This is a genomic window from Streptomyces sp. SD31, assembly GCF_052068475.1.
Classification (GTDB): Bacteria; Actinomycetota; Actinomycetes; order Streptomycetales; family Streptomycetaceae; genus Streptomyces.
In genome coordinates, this window is record NZ_JBQHCX010000003.1 from 412792 (window position 1) to 433616 (window position 20825).

Sequence of the window (20825 nt, forward strand, 5' to 3'; positions counted from 1 at the left end):
GCCACGACTTACCGGCACCTTCCCCCCAACCTGCGGGAGCAATACCGTGCCCCCCATGCGCCTATCCAGACGAGCCCTACTCGCAGCGACAACGGCAGCAGCTTCACTCACGACGGCCTCCGAGGCCTCCGGGGCCGAGCGCCGCAGGCACGTACGCACAGGCTTCGAGAACCTCAAAGCCAACGCCTACGCCCAGCTCAGCGGCCGGCGCATCGGCATCGTCACCAACCCCACCGGCGTGACCCGCGACGCCCGCCACATCGTAGACGTCATGCACGCCGACGAAAGGGTGAACCTGGGGGCCGTCTTCGGCCCCGAACACGGCTTCCGCGGCACCGCCCAGGCAGGCGGCTCCGAGGGCCGCTACGACGACCCCGCGACCGGCCTCCCGGTCTACGACACGTACCTCAAGAGCGGCCGCCCCCTCGCCGACATCTTCACCGCGTCCGGCGTGGACACGATCGTCTTCGACATCCAGGACGTGGGCGCCCGCTTCTACACGTACATCTGGACGCTCTACGACTGCATGGAGGCGGCCCAGCTCGCCGGCAAACGCTTCGTCGTACTCGACCGCCCGAACCCGGTGACCGGACGGGCGGCCCAAGGCCCGGTGCTGCACAAGGAATTCGCCACCTTCGTGGGCCGCCAACCCATCTCCCAGGCACACGGCATGACGGTCGCGGAGCTGGCGCTGCTGTTCAACGGGGAGTTCCTGACCACGCCGGTGCCGCTGGAGACCGTACGGATGACGGGCTGGCGGCGGTCCGAGTTCTACGACGCCTGGGGCCTGCCCTGGGTGCCGCCGAGCCCGAACATGCCCACCCCGGACACCGCGCTGGTGTACTCGGGGACCTGCCTCTTCGAGGGCACGAACCTGTCGGAGGGCCGCGGGACGACACGGCCGTTCGAACTGCTCGGCGCGGAGGGCATCGACGGACGCTGGGCGGCCGCCGTGAGCGAACTCGACCTGCCCGGCGTGCACTTCAGGGAGGCGTACTTCGCCCCCACGTTCTCCAAGTTCCAGGGCAAGACCATCGGCGGCGTACAGATCCATGTGCACGACCGGGCCGCGTACGACCCCGTCCGCACCGGGATCGCCCTGCTCGTGACCGTGAAGAAGGCCTGGAGCGGCTTCGGTTGGCGCCCCGACAACTGGATCGACAAGCTCACCGGTTCCCCACGGGTGCGCACGATGATCGACGCGGGCGCGGGCACCGATGAGGTGGTGGCGGGCTGGCAGCAGGAGCTGGCGGCGTTCCGGCGGGTGCGCCGGGAGTACCTGCTGTACAAATGAGCGCCCCCCTTATGTGCCCCGGATGAGTGACGACGTATGGCCATTCGCGCCCGGCAGCAGGACGATGCGCCCGTGTCGCACCACTACGGGGGACGAGGGGGCCTGTGATGGCGAATCCGGCAATGAGCGTGCATCCCTACTGGGAGCTGGCCTTCGACGCGGACGGGGATCCGGAGGCGGGCAAGCGGGACCGGCTGCTGGCCGGGGTGGCGCAGCACCACGTCCGGGATCTGATCGTCTTCGCGCACGGCTGGAACAGCGACCGCTCGGGGGCGACCCGGCTCTACGACCGCTTCTTCGCGCCGATCCCGCGGCTCGCGCCGGCGGCGAGGATCGGGTACGTGGGTGTGGTCTGGCCGTCGATGCGGTTCTCGGACGAGCCGATTCCGGACTTTCCGCGGGCCGTGGCGGCGGAGATGCCTCGCCGCCCGGTGCTCGACAAGGACACGCGGCACGCGCTGCTGGAGACGTTCCCGGGTCGAGCGACCGTGATCGACCAGATCGCGCGGCTGCTGGAGCAACAGCCGCGTGAGGAAGCCGAGTTGGAGGAGTTCGGGCGGCTGGTGCGGATGCTGGTGGACATCGTGCCGCCGGGGCCGCAGGTGCTGTTCTCCGCGGACACGCTGGCGGAGGGGGTGCCACAGGGCTCGCCGGACATGTTCGCGGCGTCCACCGCCGCCGTGTGCGAGGAGTTCGCGCAGGCGCTGGCGCATCTGGAGGCGTCGGGCGGAGCGCCGGAGGGTGCGGCCGCCTTCTCGTTGCCGAACCCGTGGGAGGGAGCCCACGAGTTGCTGCGGCAGGCGACGTACTACGCCATGAAACGGCGGGCGGGGACGGTCGGTGAGCGCGGGCTCGGCCGGGTGATCGGGCAGTTGGCGGCGCGCTCGCCCGAGGTGCGCGTGCATCTCGTCGGGCACAGCTTCGGCGCGCGGCTGGTGTCGTTCGCGCTGCGCGGGCTGCCGAAGGGCGTGCGGTCGGTGAAGTCCGTGACGCTGCTCCAAGGCGCCTTCTCGCACTACGCGTTCGCGTCCCGGCTGCCGCATGACACGCGGGCGGGTGGGGTGTTGCAGGGCCAGCACAACCGTATCGACGGACCGCTGGTGTGCTGCTACTCGCGGCACGACTCGGCCCTGTCCACGATGTATCCGCTGGCCTCCCGCGTGGCGGGGGACGCGCGAGGGATCGCGGCGTTGGACATCGGTCGGATGCTGGGGGACAAGTGGGGGGCGATGGGACACGACGGGGTGCAGGCGGTGCCGGGGACGCGGTCGTTGAAGCTGGCCGACGCGCTGAAGGCGGAGCTGCCCACTTCGGGATGCGTGAACATCGACGCGGCGTCCGTCGTCAGACGTGGTGGACCGCCGGCGGGAGCGCACAGCGACATCGTGCACCGGGAGCTTGCGCAGGTGGTGGTGGCGGCGGGCCGCATCGACCGGCCCGCCGCCGACCACTGATCGTCACCTGTGTGACGTGAACTCCACGACCTGCTGATACGTCGGCCGGTTCTGCCAGCTGATCTTGGAGTGCTTGATGCCGCCCAGGGTGCGCTGGACGATCGAGTCGGCGCACCACTGGTCGCCCGCCGAGCACTGGTCGTCGCCGGGGTAGACCTGGGCCGCGGTCTTGCCGGCCGCCTCCTTCAGGGTGCTGATCAGGATGTCCCGGCAGGCGCTGAGGCTGCCGCCGCCGCAGTACTTCCGGTCGAGCGGGCCCTGCACCGACTCACCGAGCACGGACCGGATGTCCTTGTCGACATAGCTCCACCAGCCGTACTGGAAGGAGCTTCCGGCGTGCGAGCCGGTCGGGCCGTGCGCGGCGGACGGGGACTCGTCGATGGGCAGGTTGTCGGTCATGGCGGCGTACAGCTCGCTCCCGAGGCCGGGTTCGAACTGGGCCTTCACCAGCAGCGGCCACCATGCGTCCAGGATGCGGATCGCGTCGGCGTTGGCGTACGTCTTCGAGCCGGCCGACGTCTCGGTGCGCTTGGCGCCCGCGGAGACCCAGGCCTGGAGCTTGCTGACCGCCGCCGCGGCCGTGGAGTCGGTCACCGGGGAGCTGCCCACGACCTTGAGCAGGTCCGGCAACACGTCCTCCGCCCGCAGGTCGGCAAGACCCGCATCCGCCATGGCCTTCACCAGCGAGGCCCGGGTCACGCCGCCCGCGTCGACCAGCTTCTTCACCCGGTTCTCCAGGAGGTTCCCGCGGTGCACCGAGCCGTCGCCCCAGGGAGCGGTCGTGTAGTCCTTGGCCTGCTTGTTGTTCCAGGAGATGTAGTAGTCCTGGTCGATGGAGTGGGGGTGGGCCGACGGCGGGGTGTACTGGGCCGTGTTCGTCGCCGGGTCCCAGCCCCGCCACTCGTAGGCCGACCGCGCCCACACCGGGAACTCCGCGTCGACGCCGGTCGCCCGGACCGGGTTGTCGCCGCTGTTGTAGTAGGCGGTGTGCTCGGAGTCGACGTAGAACCAGTTGAAGGTGTAGTTGATGTGCTGCACCGCCTTCTGGAAGTCCTCCGGGCCCTTGACGTAGTCGGGGTCGTTCAGCATCTGGAAGCCGATGATCGAGTCGGCCTCGTGCATGAAGGACGAGCGCAGGGTGGTGTAGGCGACCTTCTTGCCGCCGACGGTCGCGCGGTGTGTGACGGGTCCGTACTTCGTGCGCCAGACCCGCATCGTGTACGACCCCGCGGCGGTCCCGTCGGCGGTCGTCGGCTTCCAGGCGTTCTTCTGCTCGATCTTCTCCATCGCCGTGCAGGTGCCGCGGTACAGGTAGTGGTAGTCGTCCTGGCACAGCTCGACGGCGTAGGTGTCGATGATGTCCTGGCCGGAGGTCGTCGCGCTCCACGAGTAGTCCTGGCCGCGGCCGAGTTCGACGTACATGCTCAGCCCGGCGAAGGAGGCGCCACGGGCACTGATGCCCGGGCCCTGGATCTCCTGGAGCAGCAGCAGCTGGGGGGCGAAGTAGCCGGTCTGCGGGCCGAAGACGGCGACCGGGTGGCCGCTCGCGGTGTGCTCGCCGCTCACCACGAGGGCGTTGGACATGCCCCGCTTGGCCGAGGTCATGGCGGTCCGGGCCGCCGTGGTGGAGGCGGTGCTCGCGGCGGAGCCGGACGCGCTGCCCGTACGGTCGTGGACGAGCTGCTCCTCGGTCACCGAGCCGGCGTCGGGCAGGGCCTCGCCCTGCGGGTCGTCGGGCTTGGTGGCGTACGGGAAGCTCTTGTCGTGGACGGTGACGACGGCCTCGGGGTCGTTGCGTTCGCGGAACGACTCCCAGAGCTTGGTGCCCTCGGCCACGCCGTACTTCTCCTGGGCGGCCAGCAGGGAGAGGGCGTTGTTGACCTCGCCGCCACCTCCGGAGCCGAACAGGGCGCCGATCACGGACGCCAGCGCGACCAGGTCGGTGGGTTTGAAGTGCTCGATAGTGCCGGCGTTGGTGACTGAGTCCTTGTGACCGGTCAGGACGTACTCGCCGGGGAAGTAACGGCCGCTGTCGGAGGCGTCGATGTAGGCGTTGATGCCGTCGATGTAGGCGTTCACGTCGGCGAGGGCCTGCTCGCCCCGGTCGCCGGCCGCGGCGACGGCGTTGTCGATCTGGGCCTGCAGATCAGCCTCGGTGTACGGCGCGTGACGGTAGAACTCCTGCTCAAGGCCCTGGTTGGACGGCGCGCCGCCGGCGAACGAGGTCAACTGACCGCGCCCGACGTGCCGGAAGACGTCCATCAGCCACAGCCGGTCCTGGGCGGCCGCATAGCCGGCGCCGAACTCCGTGCCGTATCTGGTGGTACCGGTGATGTGCGGTACGCCCGTCTTCTTGTCACGGACGATCGTCACGTCGCCGCGCCCGGCGGGATTGACGGTGGAGGCGACTTGATCGGACGGGACGCCGAACGAGGCGTCGTTGAAGAAGTTGTTGATCGTCGCGTTGGTGAGGCCGGAGTAGCCCTTGGCCAGGTTGGCGTAGGGGCCCAGCTGGTCCGAGGCGTGTTCGGGCAGGGTGCCGAAGGCCTGGTTGACGAGGATCTGGGCGAGGGTGGCGTTGCCGTTCTGGCCCGGCGGCAGGATGTCGGAGCACTGGTTCCCGCAGTGATCGACGGCCGTGGCCTCGGCCGCCGACGCCTCGGGCGCGGTGGCGGCTTGGGAAAGTGGCGATAAAAGACCGGCAATCAGGGCGCATATGGATGCCGTCTTCAGGAACCCGGAGAATCGGTCGGGAGTTCTCACTCTGTCTGGGGCGTTGCGTGGGGTACGCCGTGGCATGGCAGCTCCTACCGACGAGGGTGGGCCGGATGTTACCGGCGGTATCCCCGGGATTGAAGATGAACATGCGTCACTTTTTGGAGTCACCAGGGCTCGCTATGGAGGTCATCGGAAAACGAATGGAGCCGAATCGCTTGTCGATACGTCTATTCGTCAACGTCGCGCGAAGTCCGTGCGGCGACGCCGAAGTGACCGAAGTACAGGTGCAGGTGTGACGGAGGTGCAGGGCGATGGCCGGTTTCCGGAGTCTGGCGAGACAGGTGCGAGACCCGCGGTGCGATCTGGCGCTGCGGCGCTACTCGCTGCGTAAGTGCCTTGAGCGGTTCGCCCCTTACGGGCACAGGGCGACCTGGGACCACTTGTGCTCCCGGGCAGGGTTCGGTCCGGAGGACCGGTCCCCCGATCCGGCGCGGCTCGTGGCCGCGTTGGACGAACTGGAGGAAGCGCGTTCGGTCTGGCTCGCCTATGAGGTCGAGTTCGCCGAGCGGCGCAAGAAGGAGAAGCACGACGGGCTGCGCAGGCCGGGCACCGTGGACGACTGGCACCGGCTGACCTGGGGCGGTTTCGGGGTCGCCTGGTGCGACGACCCAGAGGTCCACCCGCAGGAACCGCTGGCCGTGGTGCTGCGCCGGCTGATCTCCGCACTGGAGCGGGAACCGGGCTCGGAGTGCCCGGTGTGCGGTGGGGAGCGGCTGATCTGGAAGTACGACCTGGCCCATGAACCGTCGTCGGGCCCGGTCTGCACGGACTGCGGAATCGTGGTGCCGCGTCCGGTCCTCACGCCGGAAGCGCTGGCGGCGTCGCGGCGCGAACGGCGGCTGCTGGTGTCCGCCTAGTACGACGGGGGTGCGCTGGGGATGCCGCACCCCCTCTTGTCGGCGGACGGTTCGACGTCTCCCCCTTCTTCCCGTCTGCCGCTGTCAGTGGTGACTGGCACGATCGAGACATGATCCAGGTGTGTCTGAACGGGCCCCGAGGGGCGGTTGACGGGGCGGTGGTGCCTCTCTCGCCGGAGGCGCTGGCCGACTCCGCGGCCGAGGCCGTCGCGGCCGGGGCCACGGACATCCATGTCCACCCCAAGACCCCCTGCGGGCAGGACAGTCTGTCGCCGCGGGTGCTCGCGCCCACGCTGGAGGCGATACGGGCCCGGGTTCCGGTGCCGGTCGGCGTGACGACGGGCGCATGGGCGGAACCGGATCCCGAAGCACGGCTGGAGCGCATCCGGAGCTGGACGGTGCTGCCGGACCACGCCTCGGTGAACTGGCATGAAGACGGCGCCGAGGAGGTGGCCGCCGCCCTGATCGAGCGAGGCGTGGGGGTCGAGGCCGGCATCTGGTCCGGCACCGACGGGGCGGCACGGTTCGCCGCCTCACCACTGGGGCCGAGAGTGCTGCGGGTGCTGGCGGAGGTGACGGACAGGTCCGCGGAGTCGGCCGAGGAGACCGCCCGAGCGCTGCTGACCGACCTGGGCTCGGCGTTCGGCCGTCCGGTGCTGCTGCACGGGGAGGACGCGGGGGCGTGGCCGGTGCTGCGACTGGCGGGGCGGCTGGGGCTGGCGACGCGCATCGGCCTTGAGGACACACTGGTCCTGCCGGACGGGGAACGGGCCGAGTCGAACGGGCAGTTGGTGGCGGCGGGGCTGGTCCACTACGGGTGGTGGTCCCAGCGCTCGCCGTGAGGGAGGCCGAGGAGTTCCGCGCGGGTCGCGAGGTCGCACTCGCCCGCCGCGTGCAGGCGTGCGGCGCCCGGGCCGGAGAGCCAGGCGCTCAGATCCGTGACTCCGGCGTCCACGGTGTCGTGGTACCACCAGGAGAAGGGGGAGTCGTCGGACAGCAGGTCGTACAGCCAGATGTCGGCGCGGTGGGCGAGATGCGCGTCGGCGACCGGGCCGGGAACCCATCCCTCCGGGAGCGACCGGGTGCCGCCGTCTTTGGGACAGGCGCCGCCCCAGCGGCACGACTGCCCGCAGGCCAGGTCGGCTGCGGGGCTCAGCAGAAGCAGCCAACGGCCCGCAGCCGACCAAGGGGCGCGGGGAACTGCGCGACCAGCCAACCACAACCCGCAGCCGCCCCACGAGCCAAAGCCCCGAGCTCATGGGCGAACCAACCCGGCCCGCCGGCGCAGCGCGTCAGCAGCGGTCCCCGGCCCCCTGCTCCCGCCTCTCGGCCCTGCCCGGTCCCCCCTTCTGTCGACCCCCCGGCTCCGCCAGCAGGCGCGACCCCGTCAGTCGTTCGCCGAAGACGTCGTCCGGGTTGGACAGGACGCATGTGTCGAGGGAGAGGCAGCCGCAGCCGATGCAGTCGGTCAAGTGGTCGCGCAGCCGGTTCAGTTGCTTGATGCGTTCGTCCAGTTCCGAGCGCCAGGCCTCCGACAGTCGCGCCCAGTCCTCGTTGGTGGGCGTCCGCTCCTCTGGGAGTTGGGCGAGGGCCTCGCGGATCGTGGCCAGCGGAATGCCGACGCGTTGCGCGGCCCGGACGAAGGCGACCCGGCGGAGGGTGTCACGGGTGTAGCGGCGCTGGTTGCCGGAGGTGCGGCGGCTGCTGATCAGACCCTTGGACTCGTAGAAGTGCAAGGCGGAGACGGCGGCGCCGCTACGGGAGGCGAGTTGGCCGACCGTGAGCTCGTGGATCTTCTCGGGGATCTGGGGCACCTCTCAAACCTACCTATCGCGTCATCGCCCGATTCCGTTGACAGGGGCTTCACGGCCTAGCATGCTAAGCAGTTGCTTAGGTATTGGCATCCGAAATACGCGACGCGAGAGGCCTGGACATGGCAGAGCCGAGGATCTTCACCTCCGCCGACGACCTGAAGGCGGCGGTGGGCGAGCAGCTGGGATACACGGACTGGCTGGAGGTCGACCAGAAGCGGATCGATCTGTTCGCGGAGGCCACCGGTGACCACCAGTGGATCCACATCGATCCGGAGAAGGCCGCCGCCGGGCCCTTCGGGACCACCATCGCCCACGGCTATCTCACGCTGTCGCTGCTGCCGCTCTTCGGACCCCAGCTCATCAAGGTCGAAGGCATGAAGATGGGCGTCAACTACGGGACGAACAAGGTGCGTTTCCCCGCCCCGGTGCCGGTCGGCTCGCGGCTGCGTGCCACCGCCACCATCACCGGCGTGGACGATGTGGCGGGCGGCGTCCAGGTCACCGTCGCGTTCAGCGTGGAGCGCGAGGGCGGGGACAAGCCCGTGTGCGTCGCCGAGTCCGTCGCGCGGTACTACCTGTAGCCCTACTTCGCTCCCACCATCCGCAGCACGAGGTCGGCGTAGAGCGCGCCGACCTCGTCGGGCGTCCAGGGGCCGTCGACGTTGAACCAGCGGGCCACGTCGATGCACAGGGAGAGCACGGCGAGGGTCGTGCCCTTCACGTCCAGCACGTCGAACTCGCCGGCCGCCACACCGTCCTGGATGATCGCGCGCACCTCGGCGTCACACTGCCGGCGCAGCGCGAGGATCTCGGCGCGGGCGTCCGGGCCGAGCGAGTCCAGCTCGTACTGCACGACCCGGGCGGTCGTGCGCCCGCCGGCGTGCCAGCGGACGAAGGAGCTCACCGCGTCGGCGAGCCGCTCGGCCGCCGTGCCCTCGCGGCGGGCCGCCGTCCGCAGGATCTCCAGTGCCTTTTCGTGGCCGATCCTGCTGATGCGGTGGAGCAGCTCTTCCTTGGTCTTGTAGTGGATGTAGAGCGCGGCCGGGCTCATGCCGGCGCGGCCCGCGATGTCACGGGTCGTGGTGGCGTGATAGCCGCGCTCGGCGAAGGCCTCCACGGCAGCGATCAGCAGCCGCCGTGCCGCGTCGGGCGTGACCTCACCCCACGCCGACGGGTCGCCGCCGGCCGTCTCCTCCGCCGTACTCATCGCTCACTCGCCCCTCTCGCTGACAGAGGAACCACCATACCGCCGATACTGAGCGGGCGCTTAGGGCGTCCGGCCCGGAGGGGCCGGCCCCAACTTCCGGCCTGGGCGTGTCGCGGGCTCAGATCTTCTCGAAGGGGTCGTGCTCGGCGAGCAGTTTCTCCAGCCGTGCCTGGTCGACCCGGCTGACGATCTGCCCGGCCTCCTGACGGTCCCGGATCACCTTGGCCAGCGTGAACGCCGAGGTCACCAGGTAGAGGACCGCGATCGCGAGAAAGCCCCGCACCCAGGCGTCGGCGCTGAGCTGGTAGATGCCGATGCCGGTGGCGGCCATGGCGATCGCGAAGGACGCGACGGACTGGCCGTAGAAGGCGGCCGTACTCTGCTGCTTGACCGGTGTGTCACTCATGGGGAACAGGGTCGGCGGTCGTGGCGCCGGGCACATCCGCTGAAGTACTCAGCCGCGTACTCAGCCCGCCCGCTCAGAAGGCCGAAACCCCGGTCAGCGCCCGCCCGATGACCAGCTTCTGGATCTGGCTCGTGCCCTCGTAGAGGGTCATCACGCGGGCGTCGCGCAGGAGTTTGCCCGCCGGGTACTCGTCGATGTACCCGTAACCGCCGAAGACCTGAAGGGCGTTGTTGGCGGCGCGTACGGCGGCCTCGGAGGCGAAGAGCTTGGCCTTGGAGGACTCGACGGCGAAGGGCTGCCCGCGGTCGATGAGATCGGCGACCCGCCAGGTGAGCAGCCGGGCCGCGTCCACGTCCACGGCGATGTCACTGATCAGCTCCTGGACCAGCTGGTGACGGGCGATGGACTTGCCGAACTGTTCGCGCTCGCCGGCGTACCGGACGGCCGCGTCGAGCGCGGCCTGGGCTATGCCGACGCACCCCGCCGCGACCGACATCCGCCCCTTGGCCAGGGCCGACATCGCGACCGAGAAGCCCTTGCCCTCCTCCCCCAGCAGGGCGGCGGCAGGCACCCGTACGTCCTGAAGCACCAGTTCCGCGGTGGCCTGGCCGCGCAGGCCGAGCTTGCCGTGGATGGTGCGGCGGGTCAGGCCGGGGGTGTCGGTGGGGACCAGGAAGGCCGAGACGCCCTTGTGGCCCGGCGCGTCGGTGGAGCGGGCGAAGAGCAGGACGACGTCGGCCCAGGTGCCGTTCGTGATGAACATCTTGGTGCCGTTGATCACGTAGTCGTCGCCGTCCCGCACCGCCCGCGTGGCGAGGTTGCCCGCGTCGGAGCCGGTGCCCGGCTCGGTGAGGCCGAAGCAGCCGACAAACTCGCCTGACGTGAGCCCCGGCAGCCAGCGGCGCCTGTGCTCCTCGCTCCCCCAGGCGGCGATGGTCTTGGCGACCAGGCCGAGGGAGACCGACACGATGCCGCGCACGGAGGAGTCACCCCGGCCCAGCTCCTCCGTGACCAGGCAGTACGCGAGGTGGTCGCCGCCGGAGCCGCCGTACTCCTCGTCGATCGTCAGGCCCAGGAAGCCGACCTCGCCGAGCTTCTTGACGATCGAACGGTCCACCTCCTCGGCGCGGTCCCACTCGACCACGTGCGGGGCGATCTCGCGGTCCACGAAGTCCCTCGCGAGTTGCCGGACGGCGGTCTGCTCCTCGCTGAGCTCCAGGTTCATGCCGAGTCACCCCACAGACGGTGGCCATCCCGGCGGGCGGTGGCCGCGGGAAGCCGTACATTGAAAGCCGTACATTTAAATTAGCACTGCTAGTTTCCATTCGGCAGCCCTACTATGTGCGCCATGGCCCGACCGCGCAAGCCCCTCCTCAGCTACGACCGGATCGTCGAGACGGCTCGCGAACTCGTGGACGCGGAGGGCCTGTCGGCCGTCTCCACGCGCCGCCTCGCCGCCGAGCTGGGGGTGAGCGGGCCGTCCCTCTACAACCACTTCCGCACGAAGGACGAGATCCTGGAGGCGGTCGCCGACTCGGTCAGCGCCCAGGTCGATCTGTCGATGTTCGAGGACGGCCGGGACTGGCGGACCGCACTGCACGACTGGGCCGTCTCCTACCGGGCCGCCCTGCGCGACCATCCGAACATCGTCCCGGTCCTCGCCCAGGGCCCCGGCCGCCGCCCCGCCGGGCTGCGCCTCGCCGACGCCGTCTACGGCGCGATGGTCGCCGCGGGCTGGCCGCCGGCCCAGGCCACCTCCATCGGCGCGCTGATGCGGTACTTCATCATGGGCTCGGCGCTCGGCTCGTTCGCCGGCGGCTTCGTGGACGACGCGAGCGCGTACGACCCCGCCGACTATCCCCACCTCGGACAGGCCCACCTCCTCGCCGAGCAGCAGGAGAAGATCGACGAGCGGGCCTTCGAGACGGGCCTCGCGGCGCTGCTGGACGGGTTGGCGCGGCAGTACGAGCAGGTCGGGCGCGTCGGCTAGCCACACTTCGGCGGCAGCCGAAGTGTCTGTGCCGCATCCTGGGGTCCATGACCACCAGGGATCCCCAGGCGCCCCAGCTGGCCCGGCTCGCCGCGCTCATCGCCGACGAGACGCGCGCCGCCTGTCTGCTGGCGCTGCTCGACGGGCGGGCGTGGACCGCCGGTGAGCTGGCGCGGCACGCCGGGGTCGCCGCGTCGACGCTGAGCGAGCATCTGAGCAAGCTCGTCGCGGGCGGGCTGCTCGCCGAGGAGCGGCAGGGGCGGCATCGGTACGTCCGCCTGGCCGACGCGCGGGTGGCGCAGCTGGTGGAGGACCTGGCCGCGCAGGTATCGCCGGATGCCGGGGCGCGTCCGCGGAATCTGCGGGAGTCCAGCGCCGGGTCCGCGATGGCGCGGGGCCGCACCTGCTACGACCATCTCGCCGGGCGGCTCGGCATCGCGGTCACGGACGCGCTGACCGCGCGCGGGCTGCTCAGGCAGGACACCGGGTTCGCGCTGACGGACGCGGGGCTCGGCTGGTTCGACTCCGCGGGTATCCGCCTCGACTCTTCGAGTCGCCGCCCGCTGGCCCGCGCCTGCCTGGACTGGACCGAACGCCGACCGCATCTGGCGGGGGTCGCAGGTGCCGCCCTGTGCCGCCATGTGCTGGACGCGGGGTGGTGCGTGCGGATCGGTTCCGAGCGAGCAGTGAAGGTGACTCCGTCGGGGGAGCGGGCACTTCGGGAGCTGCTTGGCATCGAAGCGGTGGCATTGCGGTGAGCTGGGCGGCTAAGGGGGTGGGGGCCTTGTGGTGTGCCGGGTGCGGCTGTGTGGGAGCTGGTCGCGCAGTTCCCCGCGCCCCTGGTTGGCGGCAGCAGACGCCGCTTTGACCGGTGCCGCGCCTCTCAGAGCCGCACGGCCCACCGCCCCGCCCGAAATCCGCAAGCCCTCGGTCCCTCTCCCCTCCTAGCCTCTGGAGCATGATGAACGTCTCCCCCGCCCGCCGCACCGAGCTTCTCGCAGCCGGTGCGGCCACCGTCACCGTCGTCCTCTGGGCCTCCGCCTTCGTCTCCATCCGCAGCGCGGGTGAGGAGTACTCACCGGGCGCGCTCGCGCTGGGGCGGCTGCTCGTCGGTGCTCTGGTGCTGGGGGTCATCTGTCTCGTCCGGCGGGAGGGGTTGCCGCCCCGGGCGGCCTGGCCCGGGATCGCGATATCGGGGCTGCTGTGGTTCGGGTTCTACAGCGTCGTACTGAACTGGGGCGAACAGCAGGTGGACGCCGGTACGGCGGCTCTCGTAGTGAACATCGGGCCCATCCTCATCGCGCTGCTGGGCGCCCGGCTGCTCGGCGACCCGATGCCGCCGCGGCTGCTGGCGGGGATGGCGGTGGCGTTCGCCGGTGCGGTGACCGTGGGTCTGTCGATGTCGGGCGGGGGCGGATCCTCGGTGCTCGGGGTGGTGCTGTGTCTGCTCGCCGCGGTCGGATACGCGGGCGGGGTGGTGGCACAGAAGCCGGCCCTGGGTCATGCGAGCCCGCTCCAGGTGACGACGTTCGGTTGTCTGGTCGGCGCGGTCCTCTGCCTGCCGTTCAGCGGGCAGCTCATCGGCGACGCGGCCGACGCCTCCGTGTCCGCGACCCTCAACCTGGTCTATCTGGGCGTCTTCTCACTGGCGCTCGCGTTCACGACCTGGGCGTACGCCCTGGCGCGTACGACCGCCAGCCGCATGGGCGCGACCACGTACGCGGTGCCCGCCCTTGTCGTGCTGATGTCCTGGCTGGCGCTGGGCGAGGTGCCGGGGCTGCTCACCCTGGCGGGTGGGGCGCTGTGTCTGGCGGGGGTCGCCGTGTCACGGTCCCGGACGCGGTCCGCTCGGGTCGTGGCGGTCGCGCCGCAACCCGAGCAGAGCCGCGAATCAGCGTGAATCAGCGGAACGCGCCCTGTCCGCAAGGACCTTGATGGACAGCAGGGCGATCACCGAGAGGCCGATGATGTAGCCGGACACCGCCATCGAGGTGCCGGTGGCCTCCAGCAGCAGCACCATGACGAACGGGGCGAGGCCGCCGCCGAGCACGGCCGCGATCTGGTAGCCGAGGGAGGCACCCGTGTAGCGCATCTCGGGCGTGAACAGCTCGGCGAACAGGGCCGCCTGAGGGCCGTACATGATGCTGAGGAAGCAGCTGGCGACGAACGTGCCGACCGCCAGCCACAGCAGCGAGCCGGTGTCGATCAGCAGGAACAGCGGTACGGCCCACAGGCCGATGCCGGCCGCGCCGATCGCGTAGATGCGGATACGGCCGATCTTGTCGGAGAGCGCGGCGGCGGCCGGGATCAGCACCAGCTGGGTGAGGCTGATGCACAGCGACACGGTGAGGACGGCGCTCTTCTTCATGCCGAGCTCGCGGGTGGTGTAGTCGAGCACGCCGGTGATGATGATGTAGAAGGTCGCGGTGTTCACGGCGAAGGAGCCGCCGGCGAGCAGCACCGTGCCGAGGTGGCCGCGCAGGATCGTGCGCAGCGGGGAGGACTGCTCGGCCTTCTCCTGCTCGGCCAGCTTCTTCTCCGCCTCCCGGAATTCCGGGGTCTCCTCGACCCGCGTGTGGATGTACCAGGCGAGCACGAGGACGAACAGGCCGACGAGGAACGGCACACGCCAAGCCCAGGCCGCGAACTCCGCGTCGGTCGTGAACGCTCCGGCCAGCAGGAACACGGTGTTGGCGGTCACCACGCCGATGGGGACACCGAGTTGGACGAAGCTGCCGTAGATGCCGCGCTTGCCCTCGGGGGCGTACTCGGTGGCCATCAGCATCGCGCCGCCCCACTGGGCGCCGACGGCGATGCCCTGCAGCACGCGGAAGAGAACCAGCAGGATCGGGGCGGCGACGCCGATCGTGTCGTAGGTCGGGAGCAGGCCGATGCCGGTGGTGGCGAGGCCCATGAGGGTGAGCGCGAGGACCAGCATCGGCTTGCGGCCGCGCTTGTCGCCTAGGTGGCCGGCGACGATGCCGCCCAGGGGGCGGGCCAGGAAGCCGACGGCGAAGGTGGCGAAGGAGGCGAGTACTCCCGCGGTGGGGCTGCCGGACGGGAAGTACAGATCGCCGAGGACGAGAGCGGCGGCGATACCGAAGACGAAGTAGTCGTACCACTCGACGGCTGAGGCGAGGGCGGCCGCGGTGGCTACGCGGCGACGATTGCCTGCGGCGGGAGCGGTGGTGGTGAGCGGCTCGGCGGAAGGGGCCGTGTCCATGCTGCACACTCCGGGTGGGTGCGGGGACGGAGCGGGGGGTGGTTCGGGTTCCGGGGAACGTACTGACCGGACGGTATGGGCGTCAACGGGTCGAACACCAGGACTTTTACCTGTAGGTGGCATACAGAGCGGAGTCCGGACATGCCTCGGGCCCCGGCCTCGCGCGGAGGCCGGGGTGCGCCGAGCGGGGGCGCTAGAAGACCACCAGCGCCCGGCCGCCCTTGCCCGCAAGCATGTTCTCGAACGCCGCCGGGATGCCCTCCAGGGCGATTCGTTCCGTCACCAGCGCGCCCAGGTCCAGGCGGCCCGCGCGGACGTGCTCGGCCAGGACCGGCAGGTCACGGGCCGGGTCGGAGTTGCCGTAGACGCAGCCGGAGAGGGTTCGGCCCCAGTGGAAGATCTCCAGGGCGTTGAAGGTGACCTGCTGGTCCTTGCCGCCGATGCCGACGACCGTGGTGCGGCCGCCGCGGCGGGTGGAGTCCCAGGCCGTGCGGATCGTCGTCGCGCGGCCCACGCATTCGACGGCCACATCGACGCCCTGCTTGCCGGTGAGGGCGCGGATCTCGCGAGCCGTGTCCTCGGAGGCGACGACGTAGTCCGTGGCGCCCGCCGCCCGGGCCAGCTCCTCCTTCTCCGGGGAGACGTCGACCGCGACGATCTTCGCCGCGCCCGCGATCCGGGCGGCCTGCAGGGCGGCGAGGCCCACTCCCCCGACGCCGTACACCGCGACCGTCTCCCCCGGCTGGACCCGGGCCGAGTGGTGCACGGCGCCGTAGCCGGTGAGGACGGCGCAGCCCAGCAGGGCGGCGTCGGTGAGCGGGACGCCGTCCGGGAGGGGCAGGAGGCAGCCCGCCGAGACGACCGTCTCCTCGGCGAAGGCGGCGACGTTCAGGCCGGGGTGGAGGTCGGTGCCCGCCGCGGTACGGGCGTAGACGTCGGCGGCGCCGTTCAGCGCGTTGGCGCACAGCCAGACCTCGCCGAGCGAGCAGGCGTGGCAACCGCCGCAGGACGGCGCCCAGTTGAGGACCACTCCGTCACCCGGCGCGACGTGGGTGACGCCCTCGCCCACGGCCACGACCGTGCCGGCGCCCTCGTGCCCGAGGACCGCGGGGACCGGGACGCGCATGGTGCCGTTGGACAGGGACAGGTCGGAGTGACAGACGCCGGCGGCGGCGAGACGGACGCGGACCTGGCCGGGGCCGGGGTCGGGCAGATCGATCTCGGTGACTTCGAGCGGGGCACCGATGGCGGGCAGGACGGCGGCACGGACGGCCATGAGGAGCGACTCCCTGGGAACCTTGGGATCTTGAACCTTGGAAACTGGGCACGGGCCTCAGAACTGGAGGGACTTGGTCTGGAGGTACTCGGCCAGGCCGTGCGCGCCGAGTTCCCGGCCCACACCCGACTGCTTGTAGCCGCCGAAGGGAGCGAGCGGGTTGAAGCGGCCGCCGTTGATGTCGACCTGCCCGGTGTCCATACGGCGTGCGAAGGCCACCGCCTCCGCCTCCTCACCCGCCCAGACGGCGCCCGCGAGGCCGTAGACCGTGCCGTTGGCGATCCGCAGCGCGTCCGCCTCGTCCTCGTAGCGCAGGATCGACAGGACCGGGCCGAAGATCTCCTCCTGCGCGATGGTCATCTCGGGCGTCACATCGGCGAAGACGGTCGGGCTGACGAAGTAGCCCTGCTCGCCCGGTGCTTCGGTACCGCCCGCGACCAGCCGCGCCCCTTCGGCGACGCCCTTCTCGATGTAGCCGAGCACCCGCTCCTGCTGCTTGGCGCTCACCACCGGGCCGATGCGCTCGCCGTACTTTGCGGCAGCGGCCGCGGCCAGCTCCACCGCCTCCTCGTACTGGTCCCGGTGCACCAGCATCCGCGTCCAGGCGCTGCACGTCTGCCCGGAGTTGGACATGACGTTGGCGACGCCGACGTTGACCGCCTTGGCCAGGTCGGCGCTCGGCAGGATGACGTTGGCGGACTTGCCGCCCAGCTCCAGGGCGACCTTCTTGATCGCCGCGCCGGCCACCGCGGCGATCTGCCGGCCGACGGCGGTGGAACCGGTGAAGGAGACCAGGTCGACGCCCGGGTGCTCGGCGAGCGCCTGGCCCGCGACCGGGCCGAGGCCGGTGACCAGGTTGAAGACGCCCGCGGGGACACCGGCCTCGTGCACCGCCTCGGCGAAGAGCTGGGCGACGAGCGGGGTGTCCTCGGCGGGCTTGAGCACCACCGTGCAGCCCGCCGCCAGCGCCGGGGCGACCTTGGCGACGATCTGGTGGAGCGGATAGTTCCAGGGCGTGATGGCGCCGACCACGCCGATGGGCTCGTGGTGGACGGTCGAGTTGCCGACCTTCTCCTCGAAGGCGTACGTCGCCGCGAGTTCGGCGTACGAGCCGGCGACCGCGATCGGCACGCCCGCGTGGACCGCTTCGGAGAACTTCAGGGGCGAGCCGAGCTCGGCGGTGACCGTCTCGGCGATCTCGTCCTTGCGGGCCTCCAGGACGTCCCGCAGGGCGGCCAGGCGCGCGGCCCGCTCGGCCGGTGCGGTCGCGGCCCAGGCCGGGAGGGCGGTACGGGCGGCCCGTACGGCGGCGTCGATGTCGAGGGCGGTACCGGCCGGGACCCGACCGATGACCTGCTCGTCGGCCGGGTTCACCACCTCGATCACGTCCCGGTCGGCGGCCGCGCGCCAATCGCCGTCGATGTACATGCCGTCGTGTGCCTTCATGGTGCTGCCTCCCGGCGGGCCGCCTCGTCGTCCGGTCATGCTGGTCCGGCTCACAAACTAGCGGCGATAGTTTTTGTGCGCCAGACGCCACCATGAGATCAAAAGCACGTGCGGCCGGGCAGCGCCCCATAGGGGCGCGGGGAACCGCGCGACCAGCCCCAACGGCGCCGCACCCGAAAAACGACCTACCCCGGCACTACCCCATCACAGCCCTCCCAGCGGAGCGTCGTCGTCCAGGTCAGGCAGCCGCGCCGGAGCCGGGCAGATGCGTTCGCCGTGCTGGTCGAAGACGAACAAGTGGGCGAGGTCGACGAGGAGCGGGACCTGCATGCCGGGCCGTAGTTCGAGGTCGGGGGTGGTCCGCACGATGAGGTCGCCGGGAAGACGGCCGTCGGGCGGCGTGGAGTCGGGCGGGGTGTCGGCCGGATGCTCCAGCGTCACCACCGGCCCCGCGCGCAGCGCGCCCGCCCGGCCGCGGAGCCGGTTCAGCACGGTGCCGGTGTCACGGCGGCGGCGCCGGACCGGGGGGACGGGGCGTGGAGCCTCCAGGTCGGGTACGAGCGCGGGGTGGGAGCCGGTGTTGAAGTGGACGAGGACCTCGTGCCCCTGGAACTCCACATGCTCGACCAGTCCGGTGATGTGCACCTCACCGGGGCGGGCGGCGGCGCGCTCGGCGATGCGGACCGCCTCCGAGCGCAGGCCCACGATGACCTCGCGGCCCTGCTGGACCCGGAGCAACTGGTGGTCCGGGGACAGGGGTTCGGGCAGGCGGAGGTACTGCTTGCCGAGGCTGATGGTCATCGCGCCGTCCAGCGGGGCGCGTACGACGCCACGCAGCAGGTTGATGCGCGGGGTGCCGATGAAGGCGGCGACGAAGACGTTGCGGGGCAGGGCGTACACCGAGCGCGGGGTGTCGACCTGCTGGAGGACGCCGCCGCGCAGGACGGCGACCCGGTCGCCGAGCGACATCGCCTCGGCCTGGTCGTGGGTGACGTACACCGTGGTGACGCCCAGCTTCCGGGTGAGGCCCGAGATTTCGGCGCGCAGGTGGCCCCGGAGCTTGGCGTCGAGGTTGGACAGCGGCTCGTCCATCAGGAACGCGGTGGGGTGGCGGGCGATGGCCCGGCCCATGGCGACGCGCTGGCGTTCGCCGCCGGAGAGCTGGGCGGGGAAGCGGTCGAGGAGGTCCTCGATGCCCAGCATGCGGGCGGTGGCGTCCACGCGGGGGCGCGGGTCCGCGCCGGGTGCCTCGATGCGCAGCGGGAAGCCGATGTTGTCGCGGCTGGTCATGCTCGGGTAGAGGGCGAAGTTCTGGAAGACCATGGCCATCTGCCGGGCGGCGGGCAGCAGGTCGTTGGCGTACTCGCCGTCCAGCAGCAACTCGCCCTCGTCGATCTCCTCCAGACCGGCGATCATCCTGAGCACGGTGGACTTGCCGCAGCCGGAGGGCCCGAGGAGGACGAGGAACTCGCCGGGCTCGATGTCCAGCGAGAGCCGGTCCACCACGCGGACGCCTCGCGTGTAGGTCTTGCTCACGTCGTGCAGAGAGATGGCGCGTGTCATGACGTTGCCGCCCCCGGGGGCTGTCCGGAGCGCCGCTGCTCCGTGTGTCCGAAGGCCTCGTGCGGGTCGTACGGGCCCGTGAGTCACGGAAGTTAACGGAATGTGCCCGGTCGGGGAAGGGCCCCGTCACTTCGTGGCGGTCAGGTGGGCGAAGACCACCACGTTGCTCGTGTAACCCGTCCGTCGGCTGAAGAGGCCACCACAGGTGATCACGCGGAGTTCCGGGCGCCGGGTCGGGCCGTAGACCTCCTTGTCGGGGAAGCCCGCCTTGTCGTACACCTTCACGCGGTCCACGGTGTAGACGGCGGTACGGCCGTCCGCGCGCCGCGCCTCGATCTGCTTGCCGCGCTTCACCGAGGCGAGCCCGGCGAACACGGCGGAACCGGTCGTGGTGTCGCGGTGGCCGACGGCGATGGCGGTGCCGGGCTCGCCCGGTGTGGGGCCGCCCTTGTACCAGCCGACGATGTTCGGATGGTCGATGGGCGGGGTCTCCAACTCCCGGTTCGCGTCGAGCCCGAGGCCCATGATCGGGGCGTTGATGCCCAGGGCCGGGATGCGCAGGGACGTCGGCCTCGACCGCGGCAAGGGGCGGGGCGGGGGCGTCGGCTCGGCGGATGCGGCGGCGTGGGCCGGGCCTGCGGCCGCCAGGGTGCCGGAGCCGTGGGCGCCGTCCGGCGCGGTCGGCGTGCCATGTCCGTCGCAGCGCACCACCACCAGCACCAGGACGACCGTGAGCATGGCCGTCCTGGCAAGGCGGTAGGCGCGGGTCCGGTGCCAGGGCCTGCGTCTGCGCCTACGCGGCACCATCGGGCCGCCGGCGGGTCCTGCGGACGTACGCGGTGCCGCCGACGGCGACCAGGCCCACGACTGCCGCGGCCGTCACCGGTGCGTACGCGGCCGCGGTGTCGACGAGGCCGCCGCCGCCCGCGTGCACACCGCCCTTCGGGCCGTGGTCGCCGCGCCCCCATCCCTCGTTGTTGTCGTGGCGGTCCTCGATGCGCCCGTGCGGACCGCCCCTTCCCTCCCGCTTGTCGTCGCAGTTGACGCGGAAGAGCTTTCTCTTGGTGTTGGTGACGTCCACGGTCCAGGTGATCATGTACTGCCCGTCCGCCAGCCCCAGCGTGTCGGTGTGACCGGCGCCCCCTGCGAGCTGGATGGTGCCGGTGACGGTGGCGGCGCTGGGCAGCGGAGGCTGCGGCGTGATGGTGTACTCGATCGAGGGGAGAGTGTCGAAGTTGACGGCGTCGAGGTAGAACCTGCAGACCACCGCCTCGTCATCCGGGGTCCCAATGGGCATGCCCTCGCTGTGGATCCTGATGTCGCCGTTCGCCTGGGCCGACGCCGTCGGCGCCGCCACCCACGACGCGCCCGCCGCGGCAAGGGCGGTGAGGACGACAGTGGCGCCCGCACGGGCGCGGAAGCTTCGTGAGGGTGTCAGGGTGGGCATACACGCTCCTCAGATTCAGACGATTTTCATACAAATCGCTCTTTCGCCTGACTCTCCTTCACGTGCACGG

General features: G+C 71.0%; 20 protein-coding genes. 8 read left to right on the forward strand and 12 right to left on the reverse strand.

The window, feature by feature from the left end:
* Positions 1-55 precede the first annotated feature (55 nt).
* Together ACTMVF_RS09275 and ACTMVF_RS09280 are read left to right on the forward strand one after the other, a co-directional pair.
* On the forward strand, positions 56-1294 hold the full coding sequence (locus ACTMVF_RS09275) for an exo-beta-N-acetylmuramidase NamZ family protein (protein ID WP_441270451.1): 1239 nt from the start codon (positions 56-58) through the stop codon (positions 1292-1294).
* A gap of 107 nt (positions 1295-1401) precedes the next feature.
* Positions 1402-2748 carry a serine-threonine protein kinase gene (locus ACTMVF_RS09280; RefSeq protein WP_441270452.1) on the forward strand — a complete coding sequence of 449 codons (1347 nt, stop codon included), beginning with the start codon at positions 1402-1404 and terminating at the stop codon, positions 2746-2748.
* 3 nt (positions 2749-2751) lie between these two features.
* On the opposite strand, the gene ACTMVF_RS09285 is transcribed toward ACTMVF_RS09280, so the two are convergent.
* Positions 2752-5547: a penicillin acylase family protein gene (locus tag ACTMVF_RS09285; RefSeq protein ID WP_441270453.1), complete on the reverse strand. Its 2796-nt coding sequence runs from the start codon at positions 5545-5547 to the stop codon at positions 2752-2754.
* A gap of 230 nt (positions 5548-5777) precedes the next feature.
* On the opposite strand from ACTMVF_RS09285, the gene ACTMVF_RS09290 reads away from it, so the two are divergent.
* Complete coding sequence (locus tag ACTMVF_RS09290) at positions 5778-6383, forward strand: hypothetical protein (protein ID WP_441270454.1); 606 nt, start codon at positions 5778-5780, stop codon at positions 6381-6383.
* A gap of 110 nt (positions 6384-6493) precedes the next feature.
* Positions 6494-7225 carry a 3-keto-5-aminohexanoate cleavage protein gene (locus tag ACTMVF_RS09295; protein ID WP_441270455.1) on the forward strand — a complete coding sequence of 244 codons (732 nt, stop codon included), beginning with the start codon at positions 6494-6496 and terminating at the stop codon, positions 7223-7225.
* Here the strand turns inward: ACTMVF_RS09295 and ACTMVF_RS09300 are convergent.
* Complete coding sequence (locus ACTMVF_RS09300; RefSeq protein WP_441270456.1) at positions 7195-7599, reverse strand: hypothetical protein; 405 nt, start codon at positions 7597-7599, stop codon at positions 7195-7197. The two genes, ACTMVF_RS09295 and ACTMVF_RS09300, sit on opposite strands and share 31 nt — an antisense overlap.
* Before the next feature lie 76 nt (positions 7600-7675).
* Positions 7676-8197: a redox-sensitive transcriptional activator SoxR gene (gene soxR, locus ACTMVF_RS09305; RefSeq protein WP_441270457.1), complete on the reverse strand. Its 522-nt coding sequence runs from the start codon at positions 8195-8197 to the stop codon at positions 7676-7678.
* Between the two features lie 119 nt (positions 8198-8316).
* Between soxR and ACTMVF_RS09310 the strand changes: the two genes are divergently transcribed.
* Entirely contained in the window at positions 8317-8778 is a 462-nt protein-coding gene (locus tag ACTMVF_RS09310; RefSeq protein WP_441270458.1) for a MaoC family dehydratase, read from the forward strand.
* Positions 8779-8780: 2 nt separating this feature from the next.
* On the opposite strand, the gene ACTMVF_RS09315 is transcribed toward ACTMVF_RS09310, so the two are convergent.
* The 3 genes from ACTMVF_RS09315 to ACTMVF_RS09325 form a co-directional block, all read right to left on the reverse strand.
* On the reverse strand, positions 8781-9404 hold the full coding sequence (locus ACTMVF_RS09315; RefSeq protein WP_441270459.1) for a TetR/AcrR family transcriptional regulator: 624 nt from the start codon (positions 9402-9404) through the stop codon (positions 8781-8783).
* Positions 9405-9522: 118 nt separating this feature from the next.
* Entirely contained in the window at positions 9523-9810 is a 288-nt protein-coding gene (locus ACTMVF_RS09320; protein ID WP_302001851.1) for a YiaA/YiaB family inner membrane protein, read from the reverse strand.
* 73 nt (positions 9811-9883) lie between these two features.
* Positions 9884-11035, reverse strand: a complete 1152-nt coding sequence (locus ACTMVF_RS09325; protein ID WP_441270460.1) for an acyl-CoA dehydrogenase family protein — start codon at positions 11033-11035, stop codon at positions 9884-9886.
* Positions 11036-11158: 123 nt separating this feature from the next.
* Between ACTMVF_RS09325 and ACTMVF_RS09330 the strand changes: the two genes are divergently transcribed.
* The 3 genes from ACTMVF_RS09330 (at position 11159) to ACTMVF_RS09340 (ending at position 13700) form a co-directional block, all read left to right on the forward strand.
* Positions 11159-11800 carry a TetR/AcrR family transcriptional regulator gene (locus tag ACTMVF_RS09330; RefSeq protein ID WP_441270461.1) on the forward strand — a complete coding sequence of 214 codons (642 nt, stop codon included), beginning with the start codon at positions 11159-11161 and terminating at the stop codon, positions 11798-11800.
* A gap of 47 nt (positions 11801-11847) precedes the next feature.
* Complete coding sequence (locus ACTMVF_RS09335; RefSeq protein WP_441270462.1) at positions 11848-12558, forward strand: ArsR/SmtB family transcription factor; 711 nt, start codon at positions 11848-11850, stop codon at positions 12556-12558.
* Between the two features lie 200 nt (positions 12559-12758).
* Positions 12759-13700 carry a DMT family transporter gene (locus tag ACTMVF_RS09340; protein ID WP_441270463.1) on the forward strand — a complete coding sequence of 314 codons (942 nt, stop codon included), beginning with the start codon at positions 12759-12761 and terminating at the stop codon, positions 13698-13700.
* On the opposite strand, the gene ACTMVF_RS09345 is transcribed toward ACTMVF_RS09340, so the two are convergent.
* From ACTMVF_RS09345 to ACTMVF_RS09370, 6 genes are all read right to left on the reverse strand, one after another.
* The gene (locus ACTMVF_RS09345) at positions 13692-15023 is read right to left on the reverse strand and encodes an MFS transporter (RefSeq protein WP_441270464.1); all 1332 of its coding nucleotides are present in this window, start codon (positions 15021-15023) and stop codon (positions 13692-13694) included. The genes ACTMVF_RS09340 and ACTMVF_RS09345 overlap by 9 nt on opposite strands.
* A gap of 193 nt (positions 15024-15216) precedes the next feature.
* Positions 15217-16299, reverse strand: a complete 1083-nt coding sequence (locus tag ACTMVF_RS09350) for a Zn-dependent alcohol dehydrogenase (RefSeq protein WP_441270465.1) — start codon at positions 16297-16299, stop codon at positions 15217-15219.
* Between the two features lie 57 nt (positions 16300-16356).
* Positions 16357-17745 carry an aldehyde dehydrogenase family protein gene (locus tag ACTMVF_RS09355; RefSeq protein WP_441270466.1) on the reverse strand — a complete coding sequence of 463 codons (1389 nt, stop codon included), beginning with the start codon at positions 17743-17745 and terminating at the stop codon, positions 16357-16359.
* Positions 17746-17949: 204 nt separating this feature from the next.
* Positions 17950-19308, reverse strand: a complete 1359-nt coding sequence (locus ACTMVF_RS09360; RefSeq protein WP_441270467.1) for an ABC transporter ATP-binding protein — start codon at positions 19306-19308, stop codon at positions 17950-17952.
* A 126-nt stretch (positions 19309-19434) separates the two neighbouring features.
* Positions 19435-20115 (reverse strand): class F sortase, encoded by a 681-nt coding sequence (locus ACTMVF_RS09365; RefSeq protein ID WP_441270468.1) that lies wholly within the window; start codon positions 20113-20115, stop codon positions 19435-19437.
* Entirely contained in the window at positions 20102-20755 is a 654-nt protein-coding gene (locus ACTMVF_RS09370) for a hypothetical protein (RefSeq protein ID WP_441270469.1), read from the reverse strand. The genes ACTMVF_RS09365 and ACTMVF_RS09370 overlap by 14 nt, the downstream gene beginning before the upstream one ends.
* Between the last annotated feature and the right edge of the window lie 70 nt (positions 20756-20825).